This is a genomic window from Streptomyces sp. NPDC028419 (assembly GCF_055565515.1).
On sequence record NZ_JBVHUE010000025.1, the window covers coordinates 107,629 to 132,553 of the forward strand.

Annotated in this window: 22 protein-coding genes; 12 read left to right on the plus strand and 10 right to left on the minus strand. The window is 73.3% G+C overall.

Annotated elements, in window-relative coordinates; translation table 11 throughout:
• Positions 1 to 112: 112 nt before the first annotated feature.
• From ACZ4UB_RS27130 to ACZ4UB_RS27170, 9 genes are all read left to right on the plus strand, one after another.
• A complete protein-coding gene (locus ACZ4UB_RS27130; RefSeq protein ID WP_468073970.1) occupies positions 113 to 1,213 on the plus strand; it encodes an AMP-binding protein in 1,101 nt (366 codons plus the stop codon).
• Positions 1,213 to 2,592 (plus strand): aldehyde dehydrogenase family protein, encoded by a 1,380-nt coding sequence (locus tag ACZ4UB_RS27135; RefSeq protein WP_468073972.1) that lies wholly within the window; start codon positions 1,213 to 1,215, stop codon positions 2,590 to 2,592. The genes ACZ4UB_RS27130 and ACZ4UB_RS27135 overlap by 1 nt, the downstream gene beginning before the upstream one ends.
• Positions 2,593 to 2,684: 92 nt before the next feature.
• On the plus strand, positions 2,685 to 4,667 hold the full coding sequence (locus ACZ4UB_RS27140; protein WP_468073974.1) for an FAD/NAD(P)-binding protein: 1,983 nt from the start codon (positions 2,685 to 2,687) through the stop codon (positions 4,665 to 4,667).
• Positions 4,664 to 6,112 carry a nitrosuccinate lyase gene (locus ACZ4UB_RS27145; RefSeq protein WP_468073976.1) on the plus strand — a complete coding sequence of 483 codons (1,449 nt, stop codon included), beginning with the start codon at positions 4,664 to 4,666 and terminating at the stop codon, positions 6,110 to 6,112. Before ACZ4UB_RS27140 ends, ACZ4UB_RS27145 begins: the two co-directional genes overlap by 4 nt.
• Positions 6,109 to 7,332 (plus strand): 3-deoxy-7-phosphoheptulonate synthase class II, encoded by a 1,224-nt coding sequence (locus ACZ4UB_RS27150; RefSeq protein ID WP_354379801.1) that lies wholly within the window; start codon positions 6,109 to 6,111, stop codon positions 7,330 to 7,332. The genes ACZ4UB_RS27145 and ACZ4UB_RS27150 overlap by 4 nt, the downstream gene beginning before the upstream one ends.
• Positions 7,329 to 8,705, plus strand: a complete 1,377-nt coding sequence (locus ACZ4UB_RS27155) for an ATP-grasp domain-containing protein (RefSeq protein ID WP_468073979.1) — start codon at positions 7,329 to 7,331, stop codon at positions 8,703 to 8,705. Before ACZ4UB_RS27150 ends, ACZ4UB_RS27155 begins: the two co-directional genes overlap by 4 nt.
• On the plus strand, positions 8,702 to 9,997 hold the full coding sequence (locus ACZ4UB_RS27160) for an MFS transporter (protein ID WP_468073981.1): 1,296 nt from the start codon (positions 8,702 to 8,704) through the stop codon (positions 9,995 to 9,997). The genes ACZ4UB_RS27155 and ACZ4UB_RS27160 overlap by 4 nt, the downstream gene beginning before the upstream one ends.
• 109 nt (positions 9,998 to 10,106) lie before the next feature.
• Entirely contained in the window at positions 10,107 to 10,910 is an 804-nt protein-coding gene (locus tag ACZ4UB_RS27165; protein ID WP_354379798.1) for a LuxR family transcriptional regulator, read from the plus strand.
• Positions 10,911 to 10,941: 31 nt separating this feature from the next.
• Positions 10,942 to 11,976 carry a histidinol-phosphate transaminase gene (locus ACZ4UB_RS27170; RefSeq protein WP_468074031.1) on the plus strand — a complete coding sequence of 345 codons (1,035 nt, stop codon included), beginning with the start codon at positions 10,942 to 10,944 and terminating at the stop codon, positions 11,974 to 11,976.
• Between the two features lie 88 nt (positions 11,977 to 12,064).
• Here the strand turns inward: ACZ4UB_RS27170 and ACZ4UB_RS27175 are convergent, their stop codons facing one another.
• The 7 genes from ACZ4UB_RS27175 to ACZ4UB_RS27205 all read right to left on the minus strand — a co-directional run bounded on the left by ACZ4UB_RS27175 (position 12,065) and on the right by ACZ4UB_RS27205 (position 18,534).
• Positions 12,065 to 13,747, minus strand: coding sequence for a class I adenylate-forming enzyme family protein (locus tag ACZ4UB_RS27175; RefSeq protein ID WP_468073984.1), 1,683 nt, complete (start codon positions 13,745 to 13,747; stop codon positions 12,065 to 12,067).
• 137 nt (positions 13,748 to 13,884) lie between these two features.
• Complete coding sequence (locus tag ACZ4UB_RS27180; protein ID WP_354379796.1) at positions 13,885 to 14,763, minus strand: prephenate dehydrogenase; 879 nt, start codon at positions 14,761 to 14,763, stop codon at positions 13,885 to 13,887.
• Positions 14,760 to 16,937 carry an aminodeoxychorismate synthase component I gene (gene pabB, locus ACZ4UB_RS27185; RefSeq protein WP_468073986.1) on the minus strand — a complete coding sequence of 726 codons (2,178 nt, stop codon included), beginning with the start codon at positions 16,935 to 16,937 and terminating at the stop codon, positions 14,760 to 14,762. The genes ACZ4UB_RS27180 and pabB overlap by 4 nt, the downstream gene beginning before the upstream one ends.
• On the minus strand, positions 16,934 to 17,230 hold the full coding sequence (locus ACZ4UB_RS27190) for a chorismate mutase family protein (RefSeq protein ID WP_354379794.1): 297 nt from the start codon (positions 17,228 to 17,230) through the stop codon (positions 16,934 to 16,936). Before ACZ4UB_RS27190 ends, pabB begins: the two co-directional genes overlap by 4 nt.
• Positions 17,231 to 17,431: 201 nt before the next feature.
• A complete protein-coding gene (locus tag ACZ4UB_RS27195; protein ID WP_468073989.1) occupies positions 17,432 to 17,638 on the minus strand; it encodes a hypothetical protein in 207 nt (68 codons plus the stop codon).
• A gap of 183 nt (positions 17,639 to 17,821) precedes the next feature.
• Entirely contained in the window at positions 17,822 to 18,163 is a 342-nt protein-coding gene (locus ACZ4UB_RS27200) for a hypothetical protein (protein ID WP_468073991.1), read from the minus strand.
• Positions 18,160 to 18,534: a hypothetical protein gene (locus tag ACZ4UB_RS27205; protein ID WP_468073993.1), complete on the minus strand. Its 375-nt coding sequence runs from the start codon at positions 18,532 to 18,534 to the stop codon at positions 18,160 to 18,162. Before ACZ4UB_RS27205 ends, ACZ4UB_RS27200 begins: the two co-directional genes overlap by 4 nt.
• A gap of 146 nt (positions 18,535 to 18,680) precedes the next feature.
• Here ACZ4UB_RS27205 and ACZ4UB_RS27210 point away from each other — a divergent pair, with 146 nt between their 5' ends.
• The gene (locus ACZ4UB_RS27210) at positions 18,681 to 20,024 is read left to right on the plus strand and encodes a hypothetical protein (RefSeq protein ID WP_468073995.1); all 1,344 of its coding nucleotides are present in this window, start codon (positions 18,681 to 18,683) and stop codon (positions 20,022 to 20,024) included.
• A gap of 66 nt (positions 20,025 to 20,090) precedes the next feature.
• Positions 20,091 to 20,417 (plus strand): flavoprotein, encoded by a 327-nt coding sequence (locus ACZ4UB_RS27215; protein ID WP_468073997.1) that lies wholly within the window; start codon positions 20,091 to 20,093, stop codon positions 20,415 to 20,417.
• An 81-nt stretch (positions 20,418 to 20,498) separates the two neighbouring features.
• On the opposite strand, the gene ACZ4UB_RS27220 is transcribed toward ACZ4UB_RS27215, so the two are convergent.
• Together ACZ4UB_RS27220 and ACZ4UB_RS27225 are read right to left on the minus strand one after the other, a co-directional pair.
• Positions 20,499 to 21,236, minus strand: coding sequence for a GntR family transcriptional regulator (locus ACZ4UB_RS27220; RefSeq protein ID WP_468073999.1), 738 nt, complete (start codon positions 21,234 to 21,236; stop codon positions 20,499 to 20,501).
• Positions 21,237 to 21,425: 189 nt separating this feature from the next.
• The gene (locus tag ACZ4UB_RS27225) at positions 21,426 to 22,709 is read right to left on the minus strand and encodes an MFS transporter (protein ID WP_468074001.1); all 1,284 of its coding nucleotides are present in this window, start codon (positions 22,707 to 22,709) and stop codon (positions 21,426 to 21,428) included.
• A gap of 98 nt (positions 22,710 to 22,807) precedes the next feature.
• Here ACZ4UB_RS27225 and ACZ4UB_RS27230 point away from each other — a divergent pair, with 98 nt between their 5' ends.
• On the plus strand, positions 22,808 to 23,734 hold the full coding sequence (locus ACZ4UB_RS27230) for a LysR family transcriptional regulator (RefSeq protein WP_354379787.1): 927 nt from the start codon (positions 22,808 to 22,810) through the stop codon (positions 23,732 to 23,734).
• Between the two features lie 14 nt (positions 23,735 to 23,748).
• Here the strand turns inward: ACZ4UB_RS27230 and ACZ4UB_RS27235 are convergent, their stop codons facing one another.
• Positions 23,749 to 24,798 carry a LuxR C-terminal-related transcriptional regulator gene (locus ACZ4UB_RS27235; protein ID WP_468074004.1) on the minus strand — a complete coding sequence of 350 codons (1,050 nt, stop codon included), beginning with the start codon at positions 24,796 to 24,798 and terminating at the stop codon, positions 23,749 to 23,751.
• Between the last annotated feature and the right edge of the window lie 127 nt (positions 24,799 to 24,925).

The window sequence follows — 24,925 nt, forward strand, 5'->3', positions numbered from 1 at the left end:
CCGCGCCCGGTCACCCGGGCCACCAGACCAGCGCGTACGCCGGCGGGGCCGTCCATTCCCCCGTGCCGGGCCCCGCCGGCGTACCCGCTGCCCTCGCCCGAAGGAGACCACCGTGCCCTCGCCCGCCCACCCGATCCTGGACCTCCCCTACGACGTGCAGCCCGATCCGGACGAGTTCGTCCAGGCCGCGATGGAGTGGCACTTCAACCCGGAGACCGGATCGCCGTTCTGGCTGCGACGGGCGGAGACCCTCGACTTCGACCCGCGCACCGAGATCAAGTCCCACGCGGACCTGCGGCTCTTCCCCAACGTCACCGGCGAGCTGCGCCACGTGCGCGCCGAGGACCTCATCCCGCGCGGCTACGGCTCCGGCCCCGACGTCGTCGGCGTCTTCGAGAGCGGCGGCACCACCGGCGCCCCCAAGCGGGTCGTCCTCACCCGCGACTGGCTGGAGCGCATGGTGGCGTGGTCCAACGCCAACATCGACGCCCACGGCTTCCCGCGCGGCGCGAACTGGCTCGGCCTCGTGCCCACCGGCCCGCACATCGTCGGCGAGTTCTTCCACCGCTCCGCCACCACCCACGGCGCCCGCGGCTTCACCATCGACCTCGACCCCCGCTGGGTGAAGAAGCTCATCGCCCAGGGCCGCGGCGCCGACGCCGGGGCCTACGCCCTGCACCTGCTGGAACAGGCCGAGTTCGTGCTGCGCTCCCAGGACATCGGCGTCCTCACCATCACCCCGTCCGTCCTGGAACGCCTCGCCGGCCGCGAGGACCTCGTCGAGCTCGTCAACCACAAGGTGAAGGCGATCCGCTGGGGCGGCACCCAGCTCGACCCCGACTCCCGCCACCTGTACAAGACGGAGATCTTCCCCGACGTCGCCTTCTGCGGGAACTACGGCAGCACGATGATCCTCGGCTTCGCCGGCGAGCGCGCCGGCCTGCCCGACGACGAGCCCTGCGTCTTCGACCCGCTGAGCCCCTACGTCACCTTCTCCGTGGTCGACCCCGCCACCAGCGAACCGGTGCCCTACGGCGAGCGCGGCCAGGTCCTGGTCAGCCACGTCAGCAAGGGCTTCCTGCTCCCCAACAACCTGGAGCGCGACCTCGCCACCCGGCTCCCCGCCCATGGCGCCCTCGTCGGGGACGCCGTCGCCGACATCGCCCCCGTCGCTACCTTCGAGGACGAGCCCGTCATCGAGGGGGTCTACTAGTGAGCACCGTCCCGCGCCTCGACGCCCTCGGCCCGCGCGGCTCCTTCCGCGCCCGCAAGCGCCTCACCGTCACCGACGTCTCGGGCGCCCCGGCCGCCGAACTCAGCCTGGTCCCCTCCCTGTTCGTCGACCGCGCCGCCAAGGCCCTGCACCGGGCCCGGCCGCTGGACGCCGACGCCCGCGTCGCCGCGGTCCTGCGCGCCGCGCAGCTCTTCGCCACCGCCGAGCTCGACGGGCGCTCCATCGAGGTCCACGAGCGCGCCGTCAGCCGCGTCGGCGGCGTCCCGCTGCCCGTCGTACGGGCCACCACCACCAACATCGCCGCCCGCCTCACCCGCGTCTACGACAGCCTCACGCAGGCCCGCCCGGCCGGCACCGCCGAACACTGGCGCTCCCCGCTCACCCGCACCGGCCGCGCCGTGTGGACCCGCCGCGGCGAGACCTTCGCGGTCCTCGCCGCCGGCAACCACCCCGGCACCCACAGCCTGTGGCCCGAAGCCCTCGCCCTGGGCTACCGGGTCGCCGTCCGCCCCTCCCGCCGCGAACCCTTCACCCCGCACCGGCTGGTCACCGCCCTGCGCACCGCCGGCTTCGGCGACGACCAGATCGTGCTGCTGCCCACCGAACACGCCGAAGCCGACACCCTCGTGCGCGCCGTGGACCGGGCCATGGTCTACGGCGGCGAGGACGTCATCCGCAAGTACGGCGGGAACCCGGCCGTCCACCTCCAGGGCCCCGGCCGCAGCAAGATCCTGATCACCGCCGACACCGACTGGCGCGCCCACCTCGACACCGTCGTCGCCTCCGTCGCCGGACACGGCGGCACCGGCTGCGTGAACACCACCACCGTCCTGGTCGAAGGCGTCGAAGCCGCCACCGCCCTGGCCGAACAGCTCGCCGAACGCCTCGCCGTGCTCCCCGCCCTGCGCCCCGAGGACGACAAGGCGGTCCTGCCCGTCCAACCCCTGGAGGGCGCCCTCGCCATCGAGCGCTACCTGCTCTCCCACACCGCCGGCACCCGCGCCTGGCTCGGCGGCGACGGCATCGCCGAGGAACTGGGCGACGGCAGCGCCGCCCTGCGCCCCGCCGTCCACCAGCTGGAGCGCGCCGACGCCCCCCAAGCCGGCATCGAACTCCCCTTCCCCTGCGTGTGGGTGGCCCCCTGGGACCCGGCGGACGGCATCGGGCCGCTGCGCGGCTCCCTCGTCGTCACCGCCCTCACCCGGGACGAGGCCCTCCTCGACGAGCTCGTCGCGGAGCCCTCCATCGGCAACGTCCACGCCGGCGACCACCCCACGTACTGGATGGGTCCCGGGCTCCCGCACGACGGCTACCTCGCCGAATTCCTCATGCGCAGCAAGACCGTCATCCGCGACTGAAAGGAGCGGCCATGTGCACCAGGTGCGGACTCTCCGACGTCGGCTGGAACATCCCCTCCGCGTGATCCGCGGCCCGAACAGAAGGATCAGCCATGCAGCACAGCCACGCCCAGATCTGCATTGTCGGGGCAGGCCCCCGGGGCTTGTCCGTCCTCGAACGGCTCTGCGCCCAGGAGCGCAAGTCCCCGGCCCACGACGCCCTGACCGTCCACATCGTCGACCCGGCCCCGCCCGGCGCCGGCAACGTGTGGCGCACCGCGCAGCCCCGCCACCTGCTGATGAACACCGTCGCCTCGCAGATCACCCTCTTCACCGACGACAGCGTGCGCATCGAAGGACCCATCGAGGAGGGCCCCAGCCTCTACGCCTGGGCGCGCCGCCTGGACCCCTCCAACCCCGGGCACGAGGAGCGCTACGGCGCCCAGACCCTCGCCGAGGCCCGCGAGCTGGGCCCCGACACCTACCCCACCCGCGCCTTCTACGGCCACTACCTCCAGTGGGCCTTCGAAGAGGCCCTCGACGCGGCCCCCGCCCACGTGGACATCCAGGTCCACCGCACCCGCGCCATCGCCCTGCACGACTCGGAGATCCCCGGCGGCGCCCAGTCCGTCGAACTCGCCGACGGAGTACGCCTGTCGGGCCTGTCCGCGGTCGTCCTCGCCCAGGGCCACCTGCCCGCCAAGCTCACCCCCGAGGAGCAGCGGCTCGCCGACTTCGCCACCGAGTACGGGCTCTCGTACACCGGCCCGGCCAACCCCGCCGACACCGACCTCACCGCGATCACCCCCGGCCGACCCGTCCTGCTGCGCGGCCTGGGCCTCAACTTCTTCGACTACATGGCGCTGTTCACCCTCGGTCGCGGCGGTTTCTTCGAGCGCCGGGCCGACGGCCGGCTCGTCTACCGGCCCTCCGGCCTGGAACCCAAGATGTACGCCGGGTCCCGCCGGGGCCTGCCCTACCAGGCGCGCGGCGAGAACGAGAAGGGCCCCGACGGGCGCTACGCCCCCCGGCTGCTCACCGTCGCCCGCGTCGACGCGATGCGCGCCGCCGCCAAGGACGGCGACTGGATCCACTTCGGCATCCACATCTGGCCCCTGATCCAGAAGGAGGTGCAGAGCGTCTACTACGAGCGCCTCCTCGCCGCCCGTGGCGAGGACCCCGCCGCCGTGGCCTCCTTCACCGACCGCTACCTCGCCGCCCCCGACGAGGACGCCGAAGACCTCCTGCTGCTCGAAGCGGGCGTCGAGGAGGGCCAGCGCTGGAACTGGGAGAGCCTCTCGCGCCCCTACGGCGACCTGCGCTTCACCGGCCGCGACGACTTCCGCCGCTGGATGCTCGCCTACCTGCTGCGCGACGCCCACGAGGCCCGCGCGGGCAACGTCAGCGGCCCGCTGAAGGCCGCCCTCGACGTCCTGCGCGACCTGCGCAACGAGATCCGCATAGCCGTCGACCACGGCGGCCTCGAAGCCACCTCGCACCGCGACGAACTCGAAGGCTGGTACACCCCGCTCAACGCCTTCCTCTCCATCGGCCCGCCCGTCTCGCGCATCGACGAACTGATCGCGCTCGCCTCCGCGGGCATCGTCGAGTTCACCGGCCCCGGCCTGCGCGTCACGGCCGACCCCGACGGCCCGGACGGACCGGCCTTCGTCGCCACCGCCACCGGCGTCGACGCCCCCGACATCCGCACCACCGCCCTCATCGAAGCCCGCCTGCCCCACCCCGACCTGCGCCGCACCACCGACGCGCTGCTCGTCCAGCTGCTGGAGAGCGGCCAGTGCCGCCCCTTCAAGATCATGGGCGCCTGCGGCATCGAGTACGAGACCGGGGGCCTGGCCGTCTCCGAACGCCCCTACCGCCTCGTCGACGCCGAGGGCCGCGAGCACCCCCGCCGCTTCGCCTACGGCGTCCCCACCGAATCCGTCCACTGGGTCACCGCCGCCGGCATCCGCCCCGGCGTCGGCTCGGTCACCCTGGAGGACTCCGACGCCATCGCCCACGCCGCACTGGCCCTGTCCGCGGTCACCGCACCCCTGGCCAGCGCGTCGGGCACCGGAGCGGAGCCCCGGCCGTGACCGCGCCCCGCCCCGGACCCGCCACCGGCGCCGACACCGACGTCGGACTGCTCTCCCCGGTACGGGCCGGCACCCCGGCCGAGACCGCGACCTCGGACACCGCCTGGCTCCAGGCCATGCTGGACGCCGAGGCCGCGCTCGCCCGGGCCCAGGCCCGCCTCGGCACGGTCCCCCCGGACGCCGCCGAGGCCATCACCGCCGCCGCCCGCGCCGAACACTTCGACGCACGGGCCCTGGCCCTCGCCGCCCGCGAGACCGCCAACCCCGTCGTCGGCCTGGTCGCCGCCCTCACGGCACACCTGGCCGGCGAAGCCGCCGCCGAGTACGTCCACCGCGGCTCCACCAGCCAGGACATCCTCGACACCGCCATGATGCTGGTCGCCACCCGCACCCTGGTCCCGCTCCGCGCCGACCTGCTGGCCACCGCCGACGCCCTGGCCCGCCTCGCCGCGGACCACCGGGACACCCCGATCGCCGGCCGCACCCTGGCCCTGCACGCCGTACCCACCACCTTCGGGCTCAAGGCGGCGGGCTGGCGGCACGGGCTGCTCGACTCCGTGCACCGCATCGACCTGCTCCTCGACGGCGGGCTGCCCGTCTCCCTCGGCGGCGCCGCCGGAACCCTCGGCGGCTACCTGGAGTACGCCCGCATCGCCGCCGCCACCACGACGGGCAGCGGCATCGACCCCGACACCTTCCACGACCGGCTCGCCGCCGCCTTCGCCACCGAGACCGGCCTCGCAGTGCCCCTGCTGCCCTGGCACGCGCTGCGCACTCCGATCGCCGACCTGGGCGCCGTACTCGCCCACACCACCGGAACCCTCGGCAAGTTCGCCGCCGACGTCCTGCTCCTCGTCCGCACCGAGACCGCCGAGGCCGCCGAACCCGCCCCGGCGGGACGCGGCGCCTCCTCCGCCATGCCGCACAAGCGCAACCCCGTCCTGGCCACCCTGATCCGCTCCGCCGCCCTGACCGTCCCCGCGCTGGCCGTCGTACTCGCCCAGGCGCTCGTCACCGAGGAGGAACGCTCCGCCGGCGTCTGGCACAGCGAATGGCACGCCCTGCGCGAATGCCTGCGCCTGGCCGGCGGAGCCGCCGACGCCGCCGTCGAACTCGCCGAAGGACTCACCCCCGACCCCGCCCGCATGCACACCAACCTGGCCCTCACCGGCAGCGCCGTCGTCACCGAACGGATCGCCGCCGTCCTCGCCCCGCACCTGGGCAAGGCGGCAGCCCGCCGCCTGCTCACCGAGGCCACGGACGCCGCGCGCACCACCGGCGACCCGCTGCACACCACCCTGTCCGACCTCCTGTCCGAACACCTCTCGGGCACCACCGACCTCACCCCGGAGCACCTGCGCGACCTGCTGGAACCCGCCCAATACACCGGGGTGGCCGGTCCGCTGACCGACCGGGCCCTGAAGCGAGGAGCGAGTACACGATGATCACTGCCCCCAGCGGGACCCTCCACTCGGCCCAACAGCCGGACTGGCCCGACCCGCAGACCCTCACCACCGTCACCGACCGGCTCGCCGCACTACCACCCCTCGTCCCGCTCTCCGAGGCCGACGCCCTGCGCGAGCGGCTGGCCGCCGCCGCCCGCGGGGAAGCACTCCTGCTCCAGGGCGGCCACTGCGCCGAGGAGTTCGGCCCGCGCGCGCTCGGCGAGGCCGAGAGCACGGTCACCACCCTGCGCCAGATGGCGGAGATCGTCTCCTACGGCGCCGCCGTGCCCGTCGTACCGCTGGGCCGGATGGCCGGGCAGTACGCCAAGCCGCGCTCCAGCCCCACCGAGACCCGCGGCGGCGTCGAACTCCCCGCCTACCGCGGCGACTCCGTCAACGGCCTCGGCTTCACCGCCGCCGACCGGGCCCCCGACCCCTGGCGGATGGAGACCGCCTACCGCACCGCCGCCCGCACCCTGGAACGCATCCGACTGCTGCCGGGCGCCGACGACGACCTCACCGGACCCGACGGCCTCGCCGACCCCGCCGCCGGGGCGCCCTTCCACGTCAGCCACGAGGCCCTGCTCCTCGACTACGAAACCCCGCTCGTGCGCACCGACCCCGCCACCGGCCGCCGCTACGCGGGCTCCGGCCACCTCGTGTGGATCGGCGAACGCACCCGCCAACTCGACGGCGGACACGTCGCCTTCGCCGCCTCCATCGCCAACCCCATCGGCGTCAAGGTCGGCCCCGGCGCCACCGCGGACGAACTCCTCACCCTCACCGACATCCTCGACCCCGACCGCGAGGGCGGCCGCCTCACCTTCATCACCCGCATGGGCGCCGACCGCGTCCACGCCGTCCTGCCCGCCCTGGTCGAGAAGGTCACCGCCGCCGGCGCGAACGTGCTGTGGGTCTGCGACCCGATGCACGGCAACACCCAGGTCGCGCCCAACGGCCTCAAGACCCGCAGCCTCGGCGACATCACCGCCGAGATCCGGGCCTTCGTCGAGATCCACCGCTCGCTGGGCACCCACCCCGGCGGCCTGCACCTGGAGCTCACAGGCAGCCACGTCACCGAATGCGTCGGCGGCACCGACCCGGTCACCCTCGACGACCTCGACCGCAACTACACCACCGCCTGCGACCCGCGCCTCAACCGCGGCCAGGCACTCGACATGGCCTTCCTGGCCGCCGACCTGTGGAGGCCCGCACGATGAGCACCGCACCCGTGACCGAGACCCTGCCGCCGTTGTCGGGGAGACCCTCGGCCTTCCTCCTGACCGGATCCTTCCTGGCGATCTGCCGGGCCCCGCGCTACCTCACCGAACTCGCCGCGCGCGGGCTGAAGATCCTCGTCATCACCCCGTCCGTGTGGCGGGAGCAGGCCCTGGCCGGGCTCGCCGAGCCCGGCCACCCCGCCACCGACATCGCCGACATCGCCTTCGTCGACGGCTCCGTCGACCGCGAGGGCTCCTTCACCCCCGGAGTCGTCGCGGCCGTCCGCGCCTGGGAGTCCTCGTACGAGATCATCGGCGCCTACGCGGCCGGCGAGACCCTCGTCGAGCCCACCGGCCTCATCGCCGACGCCCTCGGCCTGCCCGGCCCGGGCCTGCGCGCCAGCCGGGTCTGCCGCAGCAAGTACCTCCAACGCCTCCACCTCGGCGAGTTCAACCCCGCCTCGGTGGTCCTGCCGCCCGGCGCCCGGGAAGGCTTCGACCCCTCGTCGGTGCCCTTCCCCGTCGTCGTCAAGCCCGCCACCCGGCACTCCAGCTCGGGCGTCGCGACCGCCACCGACGCGGCGCAGCTCACCGAGCTGCTCGCCGGCTACCCCGCGCACGAGACGATCCTGGTCGAGGAGAAGGTCCCCGGGCAGGAGTTCTCCGTCGAGGCCCTGATCCAGCACGGCAAGGTCGTCTTCGAGTCCGTCACCGTCAAGGAGACCACCGACTCCCACGCCGACACCTTCGTCGAGCTGTCCCACACCGTCTCCGGCGCGGTCGGCCTGGAGCGCAAGACCCTGCTCGCCGCCAACCGCTGCACCCTGAAGCTGCTCGACTTCAAGGACGGCATGACCCACTCCGAGTGGCGCCTGGACGCCGGCGGCCACCCCCGGCTGATGGAGATCGCCGCCCGCACCCCCGGCGACGGCCTGACCGTCCTCTACCACCTGGCCACCGGTCGCCCGCTGGAGCCGGAGATCATCAAGATCGCCCTCGGCGAGCCCGCCGACTACCCCAAGCCCACCCGCCACGCCCGCCAGGTCTACCTCGAACACGACCCCGGCATCCTCGACGAGATCAGCGTCGACTGGCCCGGCGCCGTCGTCGAATGGGCCGGCGAGGGCGACCTGTGGCCCGAGGTCCCCGTCGGCCGGCCGAGCGACCCGCCGACCCTGCGCGCCGTCTTCGCCCAGAAGGAGAAGGGCGCCGAGGTCGGCCCGCTGCTCAGCTCCGAGGACCGGGTCGCGAACTTCTTCATCGACGCCCCCACCGGCGTCGCCCTCGACGCGCTGGAAGCCCGCGTCCGGGCCGCGATCACCATCCGCACCTCGCCCGCCGGGCCCGAACCGGAGGCGGTGGCCGGGGCGTGACGCACACCGCACCACAGCCGGACGCCGAGGCTCCCGAGGCCCCGGCGCCGGCCGACGGGACCCGCGCGGCCGCGCCCCCGGCCGCGCGGGCCACCGTACGCGCCACCTTCAGCGAAGCGCCGCTCGCCGTGAAGACCCTCCTCGCCGGGGTGTTCATCAACCGGCTCGGCGGCTTCCTCAACATCTTCCTCGTCCTCTACCTCACCTCGCTCGGGCACTCCGCGGGCCGGGCCACCCTCGCGCTCGGCAGCTACGGCGCGGGCACCGTCCTCGGCGTGCTCATCGGCGGCTCGCTCTCCGCCCGCCTCGGCGCCCGCAACACCACCGCCGTCAGCATGGCCGGCTCGGCCGCGCTCACCGCGGCCCTGCTCTACCTCACCGACTACACCGCCCTGCTCGCCGTGATCGTCCTCGCCGGCCTGGCCGGCCAGATGTTCCGGCCCGCGTCGGCGGCCCTGCTCTCCGAACTCGCCGGCCCCCAGCGGCAGGTCATGGTCTTCGCCATGTACCGCTTCGGGCTCAACCTCGGCGCGATGGCCGCGCCGCTCGTCGGCTTCGGCCTCTTCCGGCTCGGCCACGACTCCTACCACCTGCTGTTCTGGGGCGAAGCGCTGATCGCCCTGGCCTTCGCCCTGCTGGCCTGGCGCACCCTGCCCGCGGGCCGGGCCGCCGCCGGGCCCGACGAGCCGGCCCCGACCGGCAGCTACCTGGCGGTCCTGCGCGACCGCCGCTTCACCCTCTACCTCGTCGCCACCATCCTGCACACCGCCGTCTACGCCCAGTACCTGTCCACGCTGCCGCTCGACGTGGCCGCCGCCGGACTGGGCCTCATCTGGTACACCGCCGCGGTGTCCCTCAACGGCCTGCTCGTCATCGCCTTCGAGCTGGTCCTCACCAAAGTCACCCAGGACTGGCCGGTACGGGTCACCATCGGCCTGGCCTTCGCCCTGCTGGGCGCCGGAGTCGCCCTGTACGGGCTGCCGATGGGCCCGGCCGTCATCGTCACCGGCACCCTCGCCTGGACCCTGGGCGAGATCATCGGCGGGCCGGCGATCTTCTCGTACCCGGCCGTCATCGCACCGACCCCGCTCAAGAGCCACTACCTCGGCAGCTTCCACTTCGCCTTCGGCCTGGGCTCCGCCCTCGGCCCGGTGGCGGGCGGATGGCTGTTCGCCGCCTTCGGCCACTCCTTCTGGTACGCCGTCGGCGCCACCTCCCTGCTGGCCACCGTGCTCGCCCTGCTGGCGCTGCGCACGGCCCCGGCCGCACCCGAACCGGAGCCGGGGGAGTGAGCACGGACGCACCGAGGGCCGCGGAGGGATGCTGCATCCCCCCGCGGCCCTGCCCGTTGTCCGCCCCGCCCCACCGGACCGTTCCTCCTCCGTCACGAGAGGCCACGCCATGAACACCACCCAGGGAGCCACCTCCACGATCGACCCGCTCGACACCCTCCTGCGGATGGCCGACACCCTCGGCACCCTCTCCCGGTACGCCGCCGAGAGCGCCGAGCACGCCACCTCGGCGTTCCCGCCCGCCCCCGCACCGGCCGCCGGCATCGCCTACCTGCACGGCGGCCCCGAGATAACCGGGGCCATCCACGACGCACTGCGCGAGGCCCGGCACGAGATACTCACCGCCCAACCCGACGGCCCCCGCCCCGACGCCACCCTCGACGAGGCGTACGAAGCGGTCCGCGGCCACCTCGACCGCGGCGTCGCCATGCGCACGCTCTACCAGCACAGTTCGCGCTTCCACGAGGCCACCAAGCGGTACGTGGGCTGCGTACAGGCCCGCGGCGCGCAGGTCCGCACCCTCCCGGAACTCTTCGACCGGATGATCGTCATCGACCGCGAGGTCGCCTTCATCCCCGCCGACCGGGAGCGCACCTCCGCCGTCCTGGTCCGCGACGCGGCCGTCACCGGCTACCTCGCCGACGTCTTCGAGAAGGCCTGGGACCGCGCCGAGCCCTACCCCTTCCGCCCGGTCCGCGCCGCGGACGCCGCCTGCGAGGTGATCCCGGACCTGCGCCGGGCCATCCGCAAGCTGCTCATCGAGGGCCGCTCCGACAAGGCCATCGCCCGCCGGCTCGGCATCAGCCTGCGCTCGGTCCAGGGCCACGTGTCCTGCCTGCGCGACGAGTTCGGGGCCCAGCACCGCTTCCAGCTCGGCTACCTGATGGGCCTCGCCGAGCGCGAGGGCTCCTGAGGCGGCCCCGCCCCACCGACCGAGACCGTCCCTGCCCCACCCGCTCGTAGCCCCTTCCCGAGAGGAACCCGCCGTGCACCTGCTCGCCGCCAACGAGAACCCCTACCCGCCGCTGCCCTCGGTCGCCGAGGCCCTCGCCGACGCCGCCGGCCGGGCCAACCGCTACCCGGACCGCGCCGCCACCGAGCTCACCGACCGCCTCGCGGAGCGGCTCGGCGTCCCCGCCGCCCACCTCGCCCTCGGCGCCGGCTCGGTCGGGGTGCTCCAGCACCTCCTCCAGTCCTTCGTCCGCGCGGACACCGACGAGGTCCTGTACGCCTGGCCGTCCTTCGAGGCCTACCCGCACCTCACCGACATCGCCCGGGGCACCAGCGTGCGCGTCCCGCTCGGCCCCGGCGCCGTCCACGACCTCGACGCGATGGCCGCGGCCGTCGGGGAACACACCCGCGTGGTCATCGTCTGCAATCCGAACAACCCGACCGGCACCACCGTTCCCGGCGCCGACCTGGAGCGGTTCCTGGACCGGATGCCGGCCGGGGTGCTCGTCGTCCTGGACGAGGCCTACCGGGAGTTCGTCACCGACCCCCGGTCGGCCGACGGCGTCGCCCTGCTGGCCGGCCGCCCGGACCTGGTCGTCGTGCGCACCTTCTCCAAGGCCTACGGCCTCGCGGGTCTGCGGATCGGCTACGCCGTCGCCCACGAGCCGGTCGCCGCGCGGATCCGGGCGGCCACCGTCCCCTTCGGGGTGAACAACGCCGCCCAGGCCGGGGCCGTGGCCTCGCTGGCCGCGGAGTCCGAACTGCTGTCCCGCGTCGAGGAGTTGGTCAAGGAGCGCGAGCGCACGGAGCGCGCTCTCACCGACCTGGGCCTGGCGCCCGCACACAGCGAGGCCAACTTCCTGTGGCTCGGGCTCGGCGAGCGCGCCGCGGAGTTCGGCGCCGCATGCGCGGAAGCCGGGGTGGCCGTTCGGGCCTTCCCCGGCGAGGGGGTCCGGATCACGATCGGTACCCCGGAGGCCAACGACACCGCTCTCGCGGTGGCCGCGGCCTTCGTGCCCCGACCCTGATCCGGGCCCCGTTCCGCTTGCCTTCCCCTCGCCCTGTCCCGGTCCGCCCCTCGTCGGCCCGGGACAGGGCCGTCCCATGTGGTTGCGCTCAGCTCGCCGCCGCGAGGGTCTTGCCGTCGCCGCCCAGCAGGTAGGTGCCGAGGTCGGCGTACTTCTCGCGCAGCTTGCGCTTGAGCACCTTGCCGGTGACACCGACCGGGAAGTCCGCCTCGTCCGCGGCGACTTCGAGCAGCCGCAGCGTCGGGTGCCCGGCCGCGGCCAGCGCCTCGTTGGCGCGCACCAGGAGCTTCTCGACGTCGTCGGCGCCCTCCTTCGTGGTCACCACGGCCACCGGGACGATGGTCTCGCCGTCGCCGCCCGCGACCACCGCGACGTCCTCGAAGGCGGGCACGTCGTTGAGCAGGACCTCCTCCATGAGCACCGAGTACGCCGGCCCCTGGGCGGTCTGGATCTGGTCGGCGGCGCGGTCCACCAGGAAGAAGTCGCCGTTCGCGTCCTTGTAGGCCATGTCGCCCGGCAGCCAGTGCCCCGCCAGCTTGTAGCGGTAGGTGGTCGCCGAGTCGCCCCAGTAGCCCGGGGTGATGGCCGGGCCGCGCGCGGCCAGGAAGCCCACCTCGCCGATGTCGGCGTGGCTGCCGTCCTTGCGCAGGATCGCCACCTCGGCGACGCCCACCGGCTGGCCCGCGCAGCGGTCGTTGCGCTCCGAGTCACGGGTGCGGATCTTCAGCAGCACGCCCCAGCCCAGCTCGGTGGTGCCGAGCCGGTCGAAGAACTGCGCCGAGTCCAGCTCCGGCGAGCGCAGCGAGAGCACCTTGTTGATGTGCGCCTGGTGGACGGCGTCACCGATGGACACCCAGGAGTTGACGCTGTCCAGGGCGCCGTCCGCGCTCTCCAGGGAGGCCAGCTCGGCGTAGGAGTGCGCGAAGGCCATCACCGCGGTGGGCCGGTGCGCGGCCACCGTCGCCGCCAGGTCGGCGCCGTCGCGGTCGCTGTGCGCGACGACCGGGGTCCCGGCCAGCACCGCGTACACGGTGAAGGCGATGCAGCCCAGGTGGGACTGCGGGAGCGCGGTCAACATCAGCGCGCCCGGGTTCTCCTTGAAGTCGACCAGGCGGAACTGCGGTCCCGCCACGATGGTCTTGTGGGTGTGGATCGTCGGCTTGGGGCGACCCGTGGTCCCGGAGGAGTGCAGGATCACCACCGGGTCCTCCTCCACGTGCTGCCAGTACGCGTCCTGCTCCAGCTCCGCCGCCGGGGGCGCCGGCAGCTCCTCCTCGGACTGGGTCCAGTCCAGCCCGTCCAGGATCGTGCTGGTCGCGGCGAGACCGTCGAGGCGGGCCCGGTCGGCGTACAGGCCGACCGGGGCGGTCTGCTCCAGCAGGGACTCGGCGATCGCCGGGGTCGCCTTGCTGTTGATGAGGACGGCTATCGCACCGATCTGGGCGATCGCGTAGAAGTGCACGGAGTAGGCGAAGGAGTCCTCGAACCAGACCGCGACCCGGTCCTTGGGCTGTACGCCCTGGCTGAGGTACCAGGCCGACCAGGACTGGGCGAGCCGCTCGATCTCCGCGAGGCTGTAGTCGTACTGCTCCACCCCCTCCAGGTTCGTGATCGGCCGGGTGGAGTGGACGAAGGGGGTCGTCGGGCTCGGGCTGGCGGCGAGCGCGGAGCGCAGCAGGTTGCCGCCGCCGACGCTGCCGTCGGCCGCGAGCGCGGCGCGCTGTGCGGGGTTGAGAACGGTGTCGGCGAAGCCCGGGCGGGAGTCGGTCATGTCTCTCGTGCCTCTCGATCGGATGGCTGAAGGGGATGCTGAACGGGGCGTCGTGCGCGTGCCGTACGGGCGGCCGCACGGGCGCCGCATGGGCGCCGCACGGCCGTCGTACGGGTGTCGTACGGGGCGGTCCGGGGTCAGACCGAGGCGAAGATCCGCGCGCAGAGCTCGCGGTAGTTGTCGAGTTCGGCGCCGAGGGCGCCGCGGACGGTGGCCATCAGGGCCGCGAAGTCGGCCTCGTCACCGTCCTTGACGGTGTCGGCGAGCCGTCGGGCGGCCTCGGCGAGCGCCGCACGGGCGCCCGCGGCCTGCGGGTTGGCGGCCTGGACGTCCCAGTACACCTCCGGGGTGCCGGAGGAGACGCGGGCGAGCAGCGAGGCCAGGGTCTTGTGCGGGGGCGGGGCGATCCGCCCGACCTCCACGCTGTCGGTGCCGAGCCCGTGCAGGGCCAGCCCGAAGGAGAGCACCGTCGCGTGGGTGAGCGCCTGGGAGACGGCGGTCAGCCGGTCGTGCTCGACCGCGTCGACCCGGACGACCCGGGCCCCCCAGGATTCGACCAGGCCCAGCAGTTCGGTGGTGAGCGGCCCGTCGTAGGTCACCGACGCGGCCACCACCCGGCCCTCGAAGCCGAGGGCCGGGGCGAACATGGGGTTCAGGCCGAGGCCCTCCACCCCGTCGAGGTGGGCGCTCAGTTCCTCGGCGACGCGCTGCTTCACCGAGAGCGTGTCGACCAGCAGGGTGCCCGGCCGCATCGCGGCCGCCACCCCCTTGATCGAGGCGAGCGCCACCGGCTCCGGCACCGCCAGCATCACCACGTCGGCGAGCCGCAGCTCCTTCTCCAGGGCCGGGGAGATGTCGGTGATGTCGCCGTGGATGCGGCGGGCACCGCCCGCCGCCGGCTCCCCGGCACCCGCCGGGTCCACCACGCAGATCATGATCCCGCTGCCGAACAGCTTCTCGGTGAAGAGCCGACCGACCGCGCCCTGCCCGCCGACGATGACCGCGCGGCGGATCACGCCGCGCTCCCGGTGCTATGGGACGCCAAGGGAGCCTTGGTCGCGGGGAGTTGGGTGGGGGCGGCGACCGGGTGCAGCGCGGTGCCCACCACGGCCTGGACCATGGCACGGGACTTCACGACCGTCTCCTCGAACTCCTCGTCGGCGTCGGAGAGCGCGATGACCGCGCCGCCGACACCGAAGGTGACCCGGTCCTCGGTCGCCACCAGGGTGCGGATGACGATGTTCAGGTCGGCGGCCCCGGAGAGCGCGAACCAGCCGAGCGAACCGGAGTACACCCCGCGGGCGCCCTCCTCCAGCCGGTCGATGATCTCCATCGTGCGCACCTTGGGCGCGCCCGTCATCGAACCGCCGGGGAAGGCGGCGCGTACCGCGGTGACCGCGGACTCGCCGTCGCGCAGCGTGCCGCGCACGGTGGAGACCAGCTGGTGCACCGGGGCGTACGTCTCCACGTGGAACAGCTTGGGCACGTGGACCGAGCCCACCTCGGCGACGATGTTGAGGTCGTTGCGGATCAGGTCCACGATCATCAGGTTCTCGGCCCGGTCCTTCTCGTTGCCGAGCAGGTCCTGGCGCAGCGCCTCGTCCTCGGCCGGGGTGGCCCCGCGCGGCCGGGTGCCCTTGATGGGCTTGGACTCCGCGGTGCGGTCGGTGCCGATGGTCATGAACCGCTCGGGCGAGCCGCTCAGCACAGAGACCCCGGGGAAGTCGAGGAGCGCGCCGTAGGGGACCGGGCTGATCCGGCGCAGCGCCGCGTAGGTCTCCAACGGGTCGATGCGCGCCTTGATCCCGACCTGGTTGGTCAGGCACACCTCGTAGCTCTCGCCGTCGTGGATCTCCTGGTGGATCTCGGCGATCCGCTCCAGGTAGCCGGCCCGGTCGTGCCGCATCCGGATGATGTCGGCGAGCGCCGGGTCGGTCATCCCGGTGGTGGCGAAGCTGCGCGGCGCGGCGGCGCCCGCGGCCCCGGCCGGAGCCGGCCCCAGCGCCATCAGGCGGGCGCCCGTCCGCTCCAGCCAGTCGGCCGCGTCGGCCTCGGTGGCGCCGCCACGGGTCAGCGCGAGCAGGTAGGTGGCACCCTCGGCGTGGTCGAAGGCGACCATGCGGTCCGCGAACAGGAGCGCCGCGTCGGGGGTGTCGGCCTTGTGGGCCCGGTGGCCGCCGGTGTCCGCCTTCAGCTCGTAGCCGAGGTAGCCCACGTAACCGAGGTTGAACTCGAAGGGCAGCCCTTCGGGGACCTCGATGTGCCGGCCCGCCAGCTGCTTCTCCAGGTAGTCGAAGACGCTCTCCTCGACGAGTTCGTCGCGCCCGTCCCGGCGCTGGACCCGGACGGTGTGCTCCAGCACCTGGTAGGTGAGGTACTCGGCGAGGGGGCCGGTGCCGTCGCCCATGAAGGAGAACCGCGAGAGGCCCTCGGTGACGTTGCTGCTGTCCAGCCAGAAGCCGTGGTCGTTGCCGGCGAACAGCTCCCGGTACGCCTCCTCGGTGTCGGGGAGCATCGCGACCTTGCGGACCTGTACGGCGTACGGGGCCGCGGCCGCGGCCGCGCTCGCGCCGGCGGTCCGGCGCGCGCCCTCGGCCAGGGCCAGGTCGCGGAAGTTCGCCAGGAGTTCGCGCCCGTACCCGCTGCTGATCGACTCGGGGTGGAACTGCACCCCCCAGACGGGCAGGCTGCGGTGGCGCACCGCCATCACCACGCCGTCCTCGGTCCAGGCGGTCGGCTCCAGCTCCTCGGGCAGCCGGATCGCGGCCAGCGAGTGGTAGCGCACCACCGGATAGGGGGAGGGGATGCCCGCGAAGATCTCCCCGCCGGTGTGGGTGATCTCGGAGACCCGGCCGTGCATGGGCTGCGGCGCGTGGCCGACCTCGCCGCCGAAGAGGTGGCAGATGCCCTGGTGGCCCAGGCACACCCCGAGGACGGGCAGGCCGCCCTCCAGGATGGCGCGGGCGCTGATGCCGAAGTCGCGGGCGCGCTCGGGGCGGCCGGGGCCGGGGGAGATGACGATCGCGTCGTAGTCGTCCATCGACAGCGTCGACCAGTCGGTCTCGTTGGTGACGACGACCGGCGGGCGGCCGTTCACCTCGCCGAGCAGCTGGTAGAGGTTGTAGGTGAACGAATCGTGGTTGTCGATCAGCAGGGTTCGCAGGGTGCGTGGAGTGCGTGGAGTGCTCATGAGCCGATCACCAAGTCCTCGACCCGGCAGGTCTCCTCGATCACCAGGTCATAGAGATTGCGCAGGAAGTCCCGGTCGATTCCGTGGGCGGTCCCGAAGGCCGCGGCACGTTCCTGGACCAGCCCGATGCGGTGCGGCTGCATCATCGGAATGCCCTGGTCCTTCTTCACGAGGGCGATCTCGACACATACACCGATGCGCGCCCGTAGATCCTCAAGGAGCCGCTCGTCGATCCGGTCGAGCTTCGCGCGCAACTCGTCTATGCCGGCGGTGGCTTGCGCCGTGCCCTTCATGACTACCTCCCGGTCTATCCGCGTCACGGATATCGCTTCATGCACTCAGCGTGACGCGGCGGGACGGGCGGTGAAAGGGAGGCCAAGGCTCAGGTCTGCGCACTGCGCATGAGTGAACGTTCCTGCGCACGGGCCCCGGAGCCGCGCGAAAGCCCCCCCCCGGAACACCTGGGGGGCCTTCGGCCGCCCGGCGTACGAGGGTCAACGGGCGACGACGAACCCGCGCTCAGGCCGCCGCCCACGCGCCGCGGTGACCTCGGCCAGGACACGGGCCGTGACGTCCCGACCGGCCTCGCCGATGACCCGCCAGGCACCCGCGGCGTCCCCCGGGATCACGGGCTCGACGGTTCCCCGGACCCCGAAGTGCCGCATGGCGGCGTGCATCTCGTAAGCCTCGGCAGCGGTCATGTCCTGGCCCCTTTCGCTCGCGTGTGGACGGAGATTACCCCTCCCCCTCACCCTCGCCGCCGCCGTGCGTTGCGCAGTTCCCGGGGTTGATCGGGCCACGTGCCGGTCAGCGGGTTCCGGCGACGATGGCGGTGAAGACGCCGATCACGATCAGGACGCACAGGGCCTGGCGCGCCCACTCGTTCACCGGGTCCGTCCCTGTGCCGGTGCCTGTCGTGCGCGGCGGCGGGCTTGGTGCCGGTCCTCTTCGGCGAGCAGGTCGCGGATCGCTTCGGCGAGGGCGACGGCCTTCGGCCAGCCGTCCGGGAGGTGGACCGCGACGTGCCAGGCGGCCAGGGCGGCCGCGGCCTCCAGGGTCCGGCGGCCCTCGGCCTGGAAGTGGAAGCACCGCACGCCGTGGGCGACGAGGCCGCCGCCGTCGCCCAGGTGCGCCAGCCACTGCGCGGTGACCGCGCTGTCCGGTGGGTGCTCGGCGTGGGCGAGTACGTACGCCGCTTCCCGCGCGAGCCGCGACTCCCGGCTCACCGCGCGCCCGCCCGGACCGGCTCGCACGCCGGGTCCCGGAGATCGTGCACCCAGTCCGACGGCCGGGCCCCGGACGCCGAGTGCCGGACGAACTCCCGCCCGCCGGTGCGGATGGGGAGGTCGCACACGGCGCAGATCCGACTGACTGCGACCAGGGTGTCGGGCGCCGCGGTGAACTCCAGGCCGTCGGCCGCCCGGACGTACGCGGTCCGGGTGTGCTTCGGGGTCCCGGTGACCGTGCCGAGGTACTCCTCGACCACGGCCATCAACTCGCCCTCCCTGCCAGCCCTGGGGTCGCGGACCCGCCGGTGCAGGAGAGGGTGATCGACGTGCCCGAAGGTTTCGACCGGCCTGCTCTCGCGTACTTCCATCCCTGCGCTCCCTACCGTCTTCGAGGGGCGGGACCGTCCCCGCACCCTCGTCGCTCCGTGTGAAGAGAGAACCGCAGCCGGTCCTGCGCGAGTACCGTTGGAGGGTCGGAGAACCATGCAACCCATGCACTTGTCGGGAGTTGCACATGGCACAGGACTCGCGCACACCAAATGCCGGGCTGAGAAACCTCCTTGAGCAGGCCGGCTGGTCCCGGACCCAGCTCTCGATGATCGTCAATCGCATCGGCGCAGAGGCTGGACTCGCCCTCTCCTACAGCCAGCCCGCCGTTTCCCAGTGGGTCGCCGGACACCAGCCGCGACCGCGGGTCAGAGCCATCGTCATCGAGGCGTTCGAACGGAAGCTCGGTCGGCCGGTCACCTACACCGAGGCGGGCTTTGCCGCTCCCCTCGGCGCCGAGGAGCCGGACGCGGTCCGAGAACTCGTAGATCTAGGAAGGGCGGACATGGATCCCTCCCGGCGTCGCGTCATCGCGGCCGGCGTCTTCTCCGCGGCGCTCGCCATTCCACTGTTCCCGACGCTCGCCCGGGCCGACAGCCCGGAGCCCGTGCGGCCCGGGAAGGCCACCACCCGTGTGGGGCAGGCCCAGGTCGACGCCGTGCAGACGATGACGGACCGGATCGCGGACATCCTCGACGAACTCGGGGCCGGGCACGCCCGTCCCATGGCCGCGGCGTTCCTCGTCAACACGGTTGGCCCGTGGCTGAAAGCCGAGGCCGCCGCGCCCGTCCGGCGCAGCATGCTCGCTGCCGCTTCGGACCTCGTCTATCTCACCGGGTGGATGGCCATGTTCGAGCGCCAGCACCGGCTCGGTCAGGACTACTACGTGTCCGCACTGAAACTCGCCGGGGAGGCGGAGGAGCACGTGACCTACTGCCGGACCCTGCGCGGCATGTCGTTGCAGGCTTCGAACCTCGGCTACGGTCGCCGAGCCCTGGAACTCGCCGACTCCGCCGCCGAGGCGGCCCCGGCCGCCGGGCCGCGTCTCGTGGCCTTCCTGCGGGGGCAGCAGGCGCACGGCGCCGCGATGGTGGGCGACAAGCGGCAGGCGTTCGCGCGGCTGCGGGAGGCGGAGGAGGCGCTCGCGCGCGCGGACGACCGCAGGGAGAGCATCGGCGGGTACGACCGCACCGCCTACCTGTTCCACGTCGCGCACGTGCAGAACGAGACGAAGGACGTGCCCGGCTCGGTGCGCACCCTGCGCGAGTCGATCCGCGTGCAGCCCGCCAACGAGCGACAAGGGCGCTTGCACGCTTACGGGCTGCTGGCTCAACGGCAGCTGTCCATCGGCCACGTGGAGGCGGCGTGCGAGTCGTGGGGCCGGTTCCTCGACGACTACGAGGCGCTGTCGTCGGCGCGCGGCGACGAGCACTTCGAGGTGATGAACCTTCGACTCCGTCCACATGGTGGCGTGCGGGCGGTGCGCGAGCTGCGCGAACGCGCACAGGTCGTCGGCGCGCTGAAGGGATAGGCGGCCGCGCCGCCGGTTTCCGAGATCGCCGGGGTCATCGACGAGGCGCAGCCTCGGGGGCGGGACGTGTGCCTCGGGCTGACGCCTGCGGCCGCCGAGTGGCTGGAGGCGAGTCTTGCCGGGCTCGCTGCGCCGACCGGGCATCCGGTGCGTTCGCGGTACAAGCGGCCCGGGCAGCCGGGTGGGTGGCCGGTGGCGGACGCGGTGCTCGTGGCTCCGGCGACGATGAACACCGTCAATTGCTGGGCGCTGGGGATCACCGGGTCGTGGCTGGTCGGGTTCGTAGCGGAGGCCATCGGCAAGGGCATCCCGATGACGGTGATGCCGTGCGTGAACTCGGCGTACGCCCAGCACCCGCGGTTCCCGCTGTCGGGCGCTGGACGCGGCCGGTGAGTCGGTCCTGTCGGGCACGGGTGCGGGGCGCCCTTCGCTACCAGGCCAGTTGGATGATCTCCTCACACCCTGGTGAGCGTCCTAGCTCTGGAAGTTGTACTGCATCACGTACGAACCGGCGTCGAGAAGCATGTGGTTGACCTCTACCGGGTTTCCCTCAGCCGTGAGGGCCGTCCGGTAGATCTCCACGACCGGAGTACCGGGCAGCAGGTCGAGGGCCTCGGACTCCTCCGGGCTGGGCATGCGAGCCCGCAGTTCCTCCACGAAGTCGACCGGCCCTCGACCGATGTCGGCGAGCCGGGCGTAGACCCCGCCGGGGCCGGGGTTCGGGTCAGCGATCGGGGTGCTCCGTACCAGGTCCGCAGCGAGGTACGACGTGGCCTTCTGCACCGCCGAGCCCTCCACCACGTAGCGGCGACTGCGTACCAGCACCGCCGCGCCCTCCTCCAGGGCGAGGGCGCGCGCCACCCAGCGCGGCGCGACGGACTCGTAGACCTCGATGTCCACGACATCCATCGGACGGCCACTCACATCGGCGGCCCAGATCGAGTTCCCGGAAGACCACTGCGACTGGGCCAGCCGCTTGGCCGCCACCCGGTGGATCGGCTTGAACTCGCGAACGTACGTCCCGGAACCCGGGCGCGAGTAAGCAGTGCCTTCGCCGATGAGGAGCTTCAAGGCGTTGGCCGCCGTCATCTTGGCCACGCCGTACTGCTTGACCAGTGCTGGTTCGCCGGGCAGCCGAGCACCGGGACCGAACTCGCCGGAGTCGATCCGTGCCCGCAAGTCGTCGGCGATCTGGCGCGCCGTCTCGGGCATGATCGACCTCTATTTCTCCCTAGGGTGGTACCACGTTAGCCAACGTCCTGCGGCTTCGCTAAGCCGCTGCCCAGGAAGCATCGGACACGCCCAGCACGGCGTCCCGGTCCGCGTGCTCCGGCCCCGGGGCGCGAGCCGCTGAGCACGGGAACCAGCGCAACACGCCCCCGGCCCGAAGGGGTACGGGCGTCAGCGGGCGACTGCCGACAGGTGCAGGCTGCGGCGCTCGGCGCGGGCCGCGTGGGACCCGTACAGGGTGATCGACACGACCCCCGCCACGGCCAGCAGGGCGATGCCGACCGTCGCCGCCCAGCCCCCCGAGTGGTAGGCGAGCGCGCCGAGCGTGCCGCCCGCGCTGCTGCCCAGGTAGTACGCCGACTGGTACAGCGCGGAGGCCTGCGCGCGGCCCGTCCGCGCGGTCCGGCTCACCGAGGACGAGGCCACGGCGTGCCCGGCGAAGAAGCCCGCAGTGATCAGCACCAGCCCCGCCAGGATCGCGGGCAGCGCGTCGGACAGCGACAGCAGCAGACCGAGCGCCGTCGTGGTCACGGCGAGGTAGAGCGCGCCCCGGCGCCCGGTACGGGCCACCAGCTGCCCGGCGGCCGCGGAGGAGACCGTGCCCACCAGGTACACCAGGAAGATCGACCCGATCACGCCCTGCCCCAGCGAGAAGGGCTCCTCCACCAGGCGGTAGCCGATCACCGTGTACACCGCCCCGAAGACGGTCATGAACAGCGCGCCGATCCCGTACAGCCGCAGCAGCAACGGATCCCGCAGGTGCCCGGCGACGGTACGTCCGACCGCCCGCGGGTTCAGCGAGGCCGGGCGGAAGAACCGCGCCCGGGGCAGCAGCGCCAGGAAGGCCACCGCACAGGTCAGCGACAGCACGGCGACGGTGAGCAGCCCGGCCCGCCAGCCCCAGGCCTGCGCGGCCCAACCGGTGACCAGCCGGCCGCTCATCCCGCCGATGGAGTTGCCCGCCACGAACAGACCGATCGCCCCGACCAGCGCCTTCGGCTCGACCTCCTCGGCCAGGTAGGCCATCGCCGAGGCGGGGATGCCCGCGATCGCCGCGCCCTGCACCGCGCGCAGGACCACCAGCCACTCCAGGTTCGGGGCGAAGGGCACCAGCAGCGCGACGGCGACGGCGATCACCATCGACCAGGTCATCATCCGGGTCCGGCCGAACCGCTCGGACAGCGCGCTCAGCGGCAGGACGAACAGGGCGAGCGCGCCGGTGGCCGCGGACACCGTCCAGCTGGCCTGACCCGCCGTCACCCCGAAGCCGTCGGAGATCGCGGGCAGCAGGGCCTGGGTGGAGTAGAGCAGGGCGAAGGTCGCGAGACCGGCGGCGAAGAGCGCGAGGCTCATCCGGCGGTAGCCGGGGCGGCCGGGGGAGCGGGGCTCCGGAGCGGGGAACGGCGGGGCGGAGGCGGCCACGGTGGTGGACGCCCCGGTATGAGCGGGAGGCATACCTCGAAAATAGGCCCCTGCTTTTTATGCGTCCAATGCGTGGATTGGCGATAATTGATTCATCCACGCATGAGTGCAGCTCAGGGGAGCGCCTGTCAATGACTCGTTACGAAGAAGACATGAGCGTGACAAGTTCGCTGGCCCCGCGCCTCGCCTACTTCGTCGCGGTCGCCCGGCACGAGCACGTCACCCGGGCCGCCCAGGAACTCGGCGTGCCGCAACCCACCCTCTCGCGGGCGATCGTGCGCCTCGAACGGGACCTGGGGGTCACCCTGTTCGCCCGCAAGGGCCGCACCGTCGCCCTCACCACCGCGGGCCGCACCTTCCTCGCCTCCGCCGAACAGGCCCTCGACGGCATCGCCCGCGCCGCCGCCTCCCTCCAGCGCGACGCCGACCCCGAGGCCGGCAAGGTCGCCTTCGGCTTCCTGCACACCCTGGGCTCCGAAACCGTCCCCGGGCTCATCCGCGCCTTCCGCGCCGACCACCCCAAGGTCCGCTTCTCCCTCGTGCAGAACTACGGCGAGGCCATGCTGGAGCGGCTGCGCGCCGGCGAGCTCGACCTCTGCCTGACCTCCCCGCTGCCGGACGCCCCCGATCTGGTCGCCCGCCGCCTGGACGAACAGCGGCTGCGCCTGGTCGTCCCGGACGACCACCGGCTCGCCGGCCGCAAGCGGATCCGGCTCGCGGAAGCCGCCGAGGAAACCTTCGTCACCCTGGAATCCGGCTACGGGCTGCGCCGGATCACCGACGACCTGTGCGCCGAGGCGGGCTTCACCCCCCGGGTCGCCTTCGAGGGCGAAGAGGCCGAGACCCTGCGCGGCCTGGTCGCCGCGGGACTGGGCGTGGCCCTCCTGCCACCGCCCGCCGTACCCCGCCCCGGCGTCGTCGAACTGACCGTCACCGCTCCGCGCGCGGTCCGCGAGATCGGCCTCGCCTGGCTCGACGGTCACCCCGACACCCCACCGGTGGCCGAGTTCAAACGCTTCCTGCTCTCGCGCCGCGGCCGCCTCATCCCCGAACTCTGAACCCGCCCCGACGGCTACCCCGCCCCCGCCCCCTCCTCCTTTTCCTCCTCCTCCCCCTTCTCGACGTTGACGCGGGCCAGGAGGTACCCCGCGTGGAAGCGGGACTTCGCCCCCACCGCCCGCATCACCTCCGCGATGTGCCGTTGGCACGTCCGCTCCGACATGCCCAGGCGCCGCGCGATGACCTTGTCCTCCAGGCCCTCCGCGAGCATCCGCACGATCGTCCGCCGCAGCCCGTCCGACAGCGACCGCGCCTGGTCCGGGCTCACGCTCGACGCGAAGGGCTCCGCCTCCACCCAGGACCGCTCGAACGCCTCCGTCATGAAGTGCACGACCGCCGGTTCGCGCACCAGCAGCGCCGCCCCGGCGATGTCCGGGACCGCCATCAACGCCGTGCGCCCGTCGATCACGATCATCCGCATCAGCCCGTCCCCCAGCGTGCGGACCTGCGCCCCGCGCGCCGTCATCCGGTCGACGTACGCCGCGGTCGGCCGGGAATAGCGCGCCGTGTGCTGATAGAGCGTGCGCATCCGCACCCCGCGCGCCAGCACCGACTCGTCCCGCCCGATCGCCTCCTCCAGCGCGTCCGCCGGACGCCCCCCGCCCGGCTGCGAGGTCAGCACCTCCCGCTCGCAGGAGGCGACCAGCTCCGTGATCAGCCCCCGTACCGCGACCAGGTCGGTCACCAGCTCCAGCGGGGCAAGCCCGCCCAGGTCCCGCCGGGCGGCCCCGGCCTCGTACTCCGGCACCAGCGCGTCCAGCCGCCTGCGCACGGTCTCCATCTCGTCGTGCGTCTCGCGCACCCGCAGCGCCAGCGGGGCCAGAGCCCGCGCCACGGCGGCCCGCGGGGACACCGCGCTCCACCGCTCGGCGCCGTCGCCGCCCGGTCCCGCCGGGGCCGGCTGGAGCAGCTGGGCGGCGGCCAGTTCCGTGATGGCGGCCGCGGCCCGTGCGCCCAGCGCCGCGGTGGCCTCGGCCGCGCCGAAGGCGTGCCGCTCGACGGCGTACGCGTACAGGCGCCGGGCGGCCGGACTCAGGTCGGCCGTTTCGTCATCGGCAGGCATAGGCATATTCGTCCCGGAATCTCCTGGGTTGTAAACCCCTCGGGTTCTCGCACGGCACCAAGACGAGGCGTGGCCGCGGCCCCGCGGCATATGCCGAACCGGCACAGTGGACCCACGGCAGCGGCCC

What these genes read in the sequence shown, in the direction of transcription:
- ACZ4UB_RS27150 (WP_354379801.1), top strand. Translation starts at nt 6,109, where the DNA reads ATGATCACTGCCCCCAGCGGGACCCTCCACTCGGCCCAACAGCCGGAC.
- ACZ4UB_RS27190 (WP_354379794.1), bottom strand. Translation starts at nt 17,230, where the DNA reads ATGAAGGGCACGGCGCAAGCCACCGCCGGCATAGACGAGTTGCGCGCG.
- ACZ4UB_RS27195 (WP_468073989.1), bottom strand. Translation starts at nt 17,638, where the DNA reads ATGACCGCTGCCGAGGCTTACGAGATGCACGCCGCCATGCGGCACTTC.
- pabB (WP_468073986.1), bottom strand. Translation starts at nt 16,937, where the DNA reads ATGAGCACTCCACGCACTCCACGCACCCTGCGAACCCTGCTGATCGAC.
- ACZ4UB_RS27230 (WP_354379787.1), top strand. Translation starts at nt 22,808, where the DNA reads ATGACTCGTTACGAAGAAGACATGAGCGTGACAAGTTCGCTGGCCCCG.
- ACZ4UB_RS27205 (WP_468073993.1), bottom strand. Translation starts at nt 18,534, where the DNA reads ATGGAAGTACGCGAGAGCAGGCCGGTCGAAACCTTCGGGCACGTCGAT.
- ACZ4UB_RS27165 (WP_354379798.1), top strand. Translation starts at nt 10,107, where the DNA reads ATGAACACCACCCAGGGAGCCACCTCCACGATCGACCCGCTCGACACC.
- ACZ4UB_RS27225 (WP_468074001.1), bottom strand. Translation starts at nt 22,709, where the DNA reads ATGCCTCCCGCTCATACCGGGGCGTCCACCACCGTGGCCGCCTCCGCC.
- ACZ4UB_RS27140 (WP_468073974.1), top strand. Translation starts at nt 2,685, where the DNA reads ATGCAGCACAGCCACGCCCAGATCTGCATTGTCGGGGCAGGCCCCCGG.
- ACZ4UB_RS27155 (WP_468073979.1), top strand. Translation starts at nt 7,329, where the DNA reads ATGAGCACCGCACCCGTGACCGAGACCCTGCCGCCGTTGTCGGGGAGA.
- ACZ4UB_RS27235 (WP_468074004.1), bottom strand. Translation starts at nt 24,798, where the DNA reads ATGCCTGCCGATGACGAAACGGCCGACCTGAGTCCGGCCGCCCGGCGC.
- ACZ4UB_RS27175 (WP_468073984.1), bottom strand. Translation starts at nt 13,747, where the DNA reads ATGACCGACTCCCGCCCGGGCTTCGCCGACACCGTTCTCAACCCCGCA.
- ACZ4UB_RS27220 (WP_468073999.1), bottom strand. Translation starts at nt 21,236, where the DNA reads ATGCCCGAGACGGCGCGCCAGATCGCCGACGACTTGCGGGCACGGATC.
- ACZ4UB_RS27210 (WP_468073995.1), top strand. Translation starts at nt 18,681, where the DNA reads ATGGCACAGGACTCGCGCACACCAAATGCCGGGCTGAGAAACCTCCTT.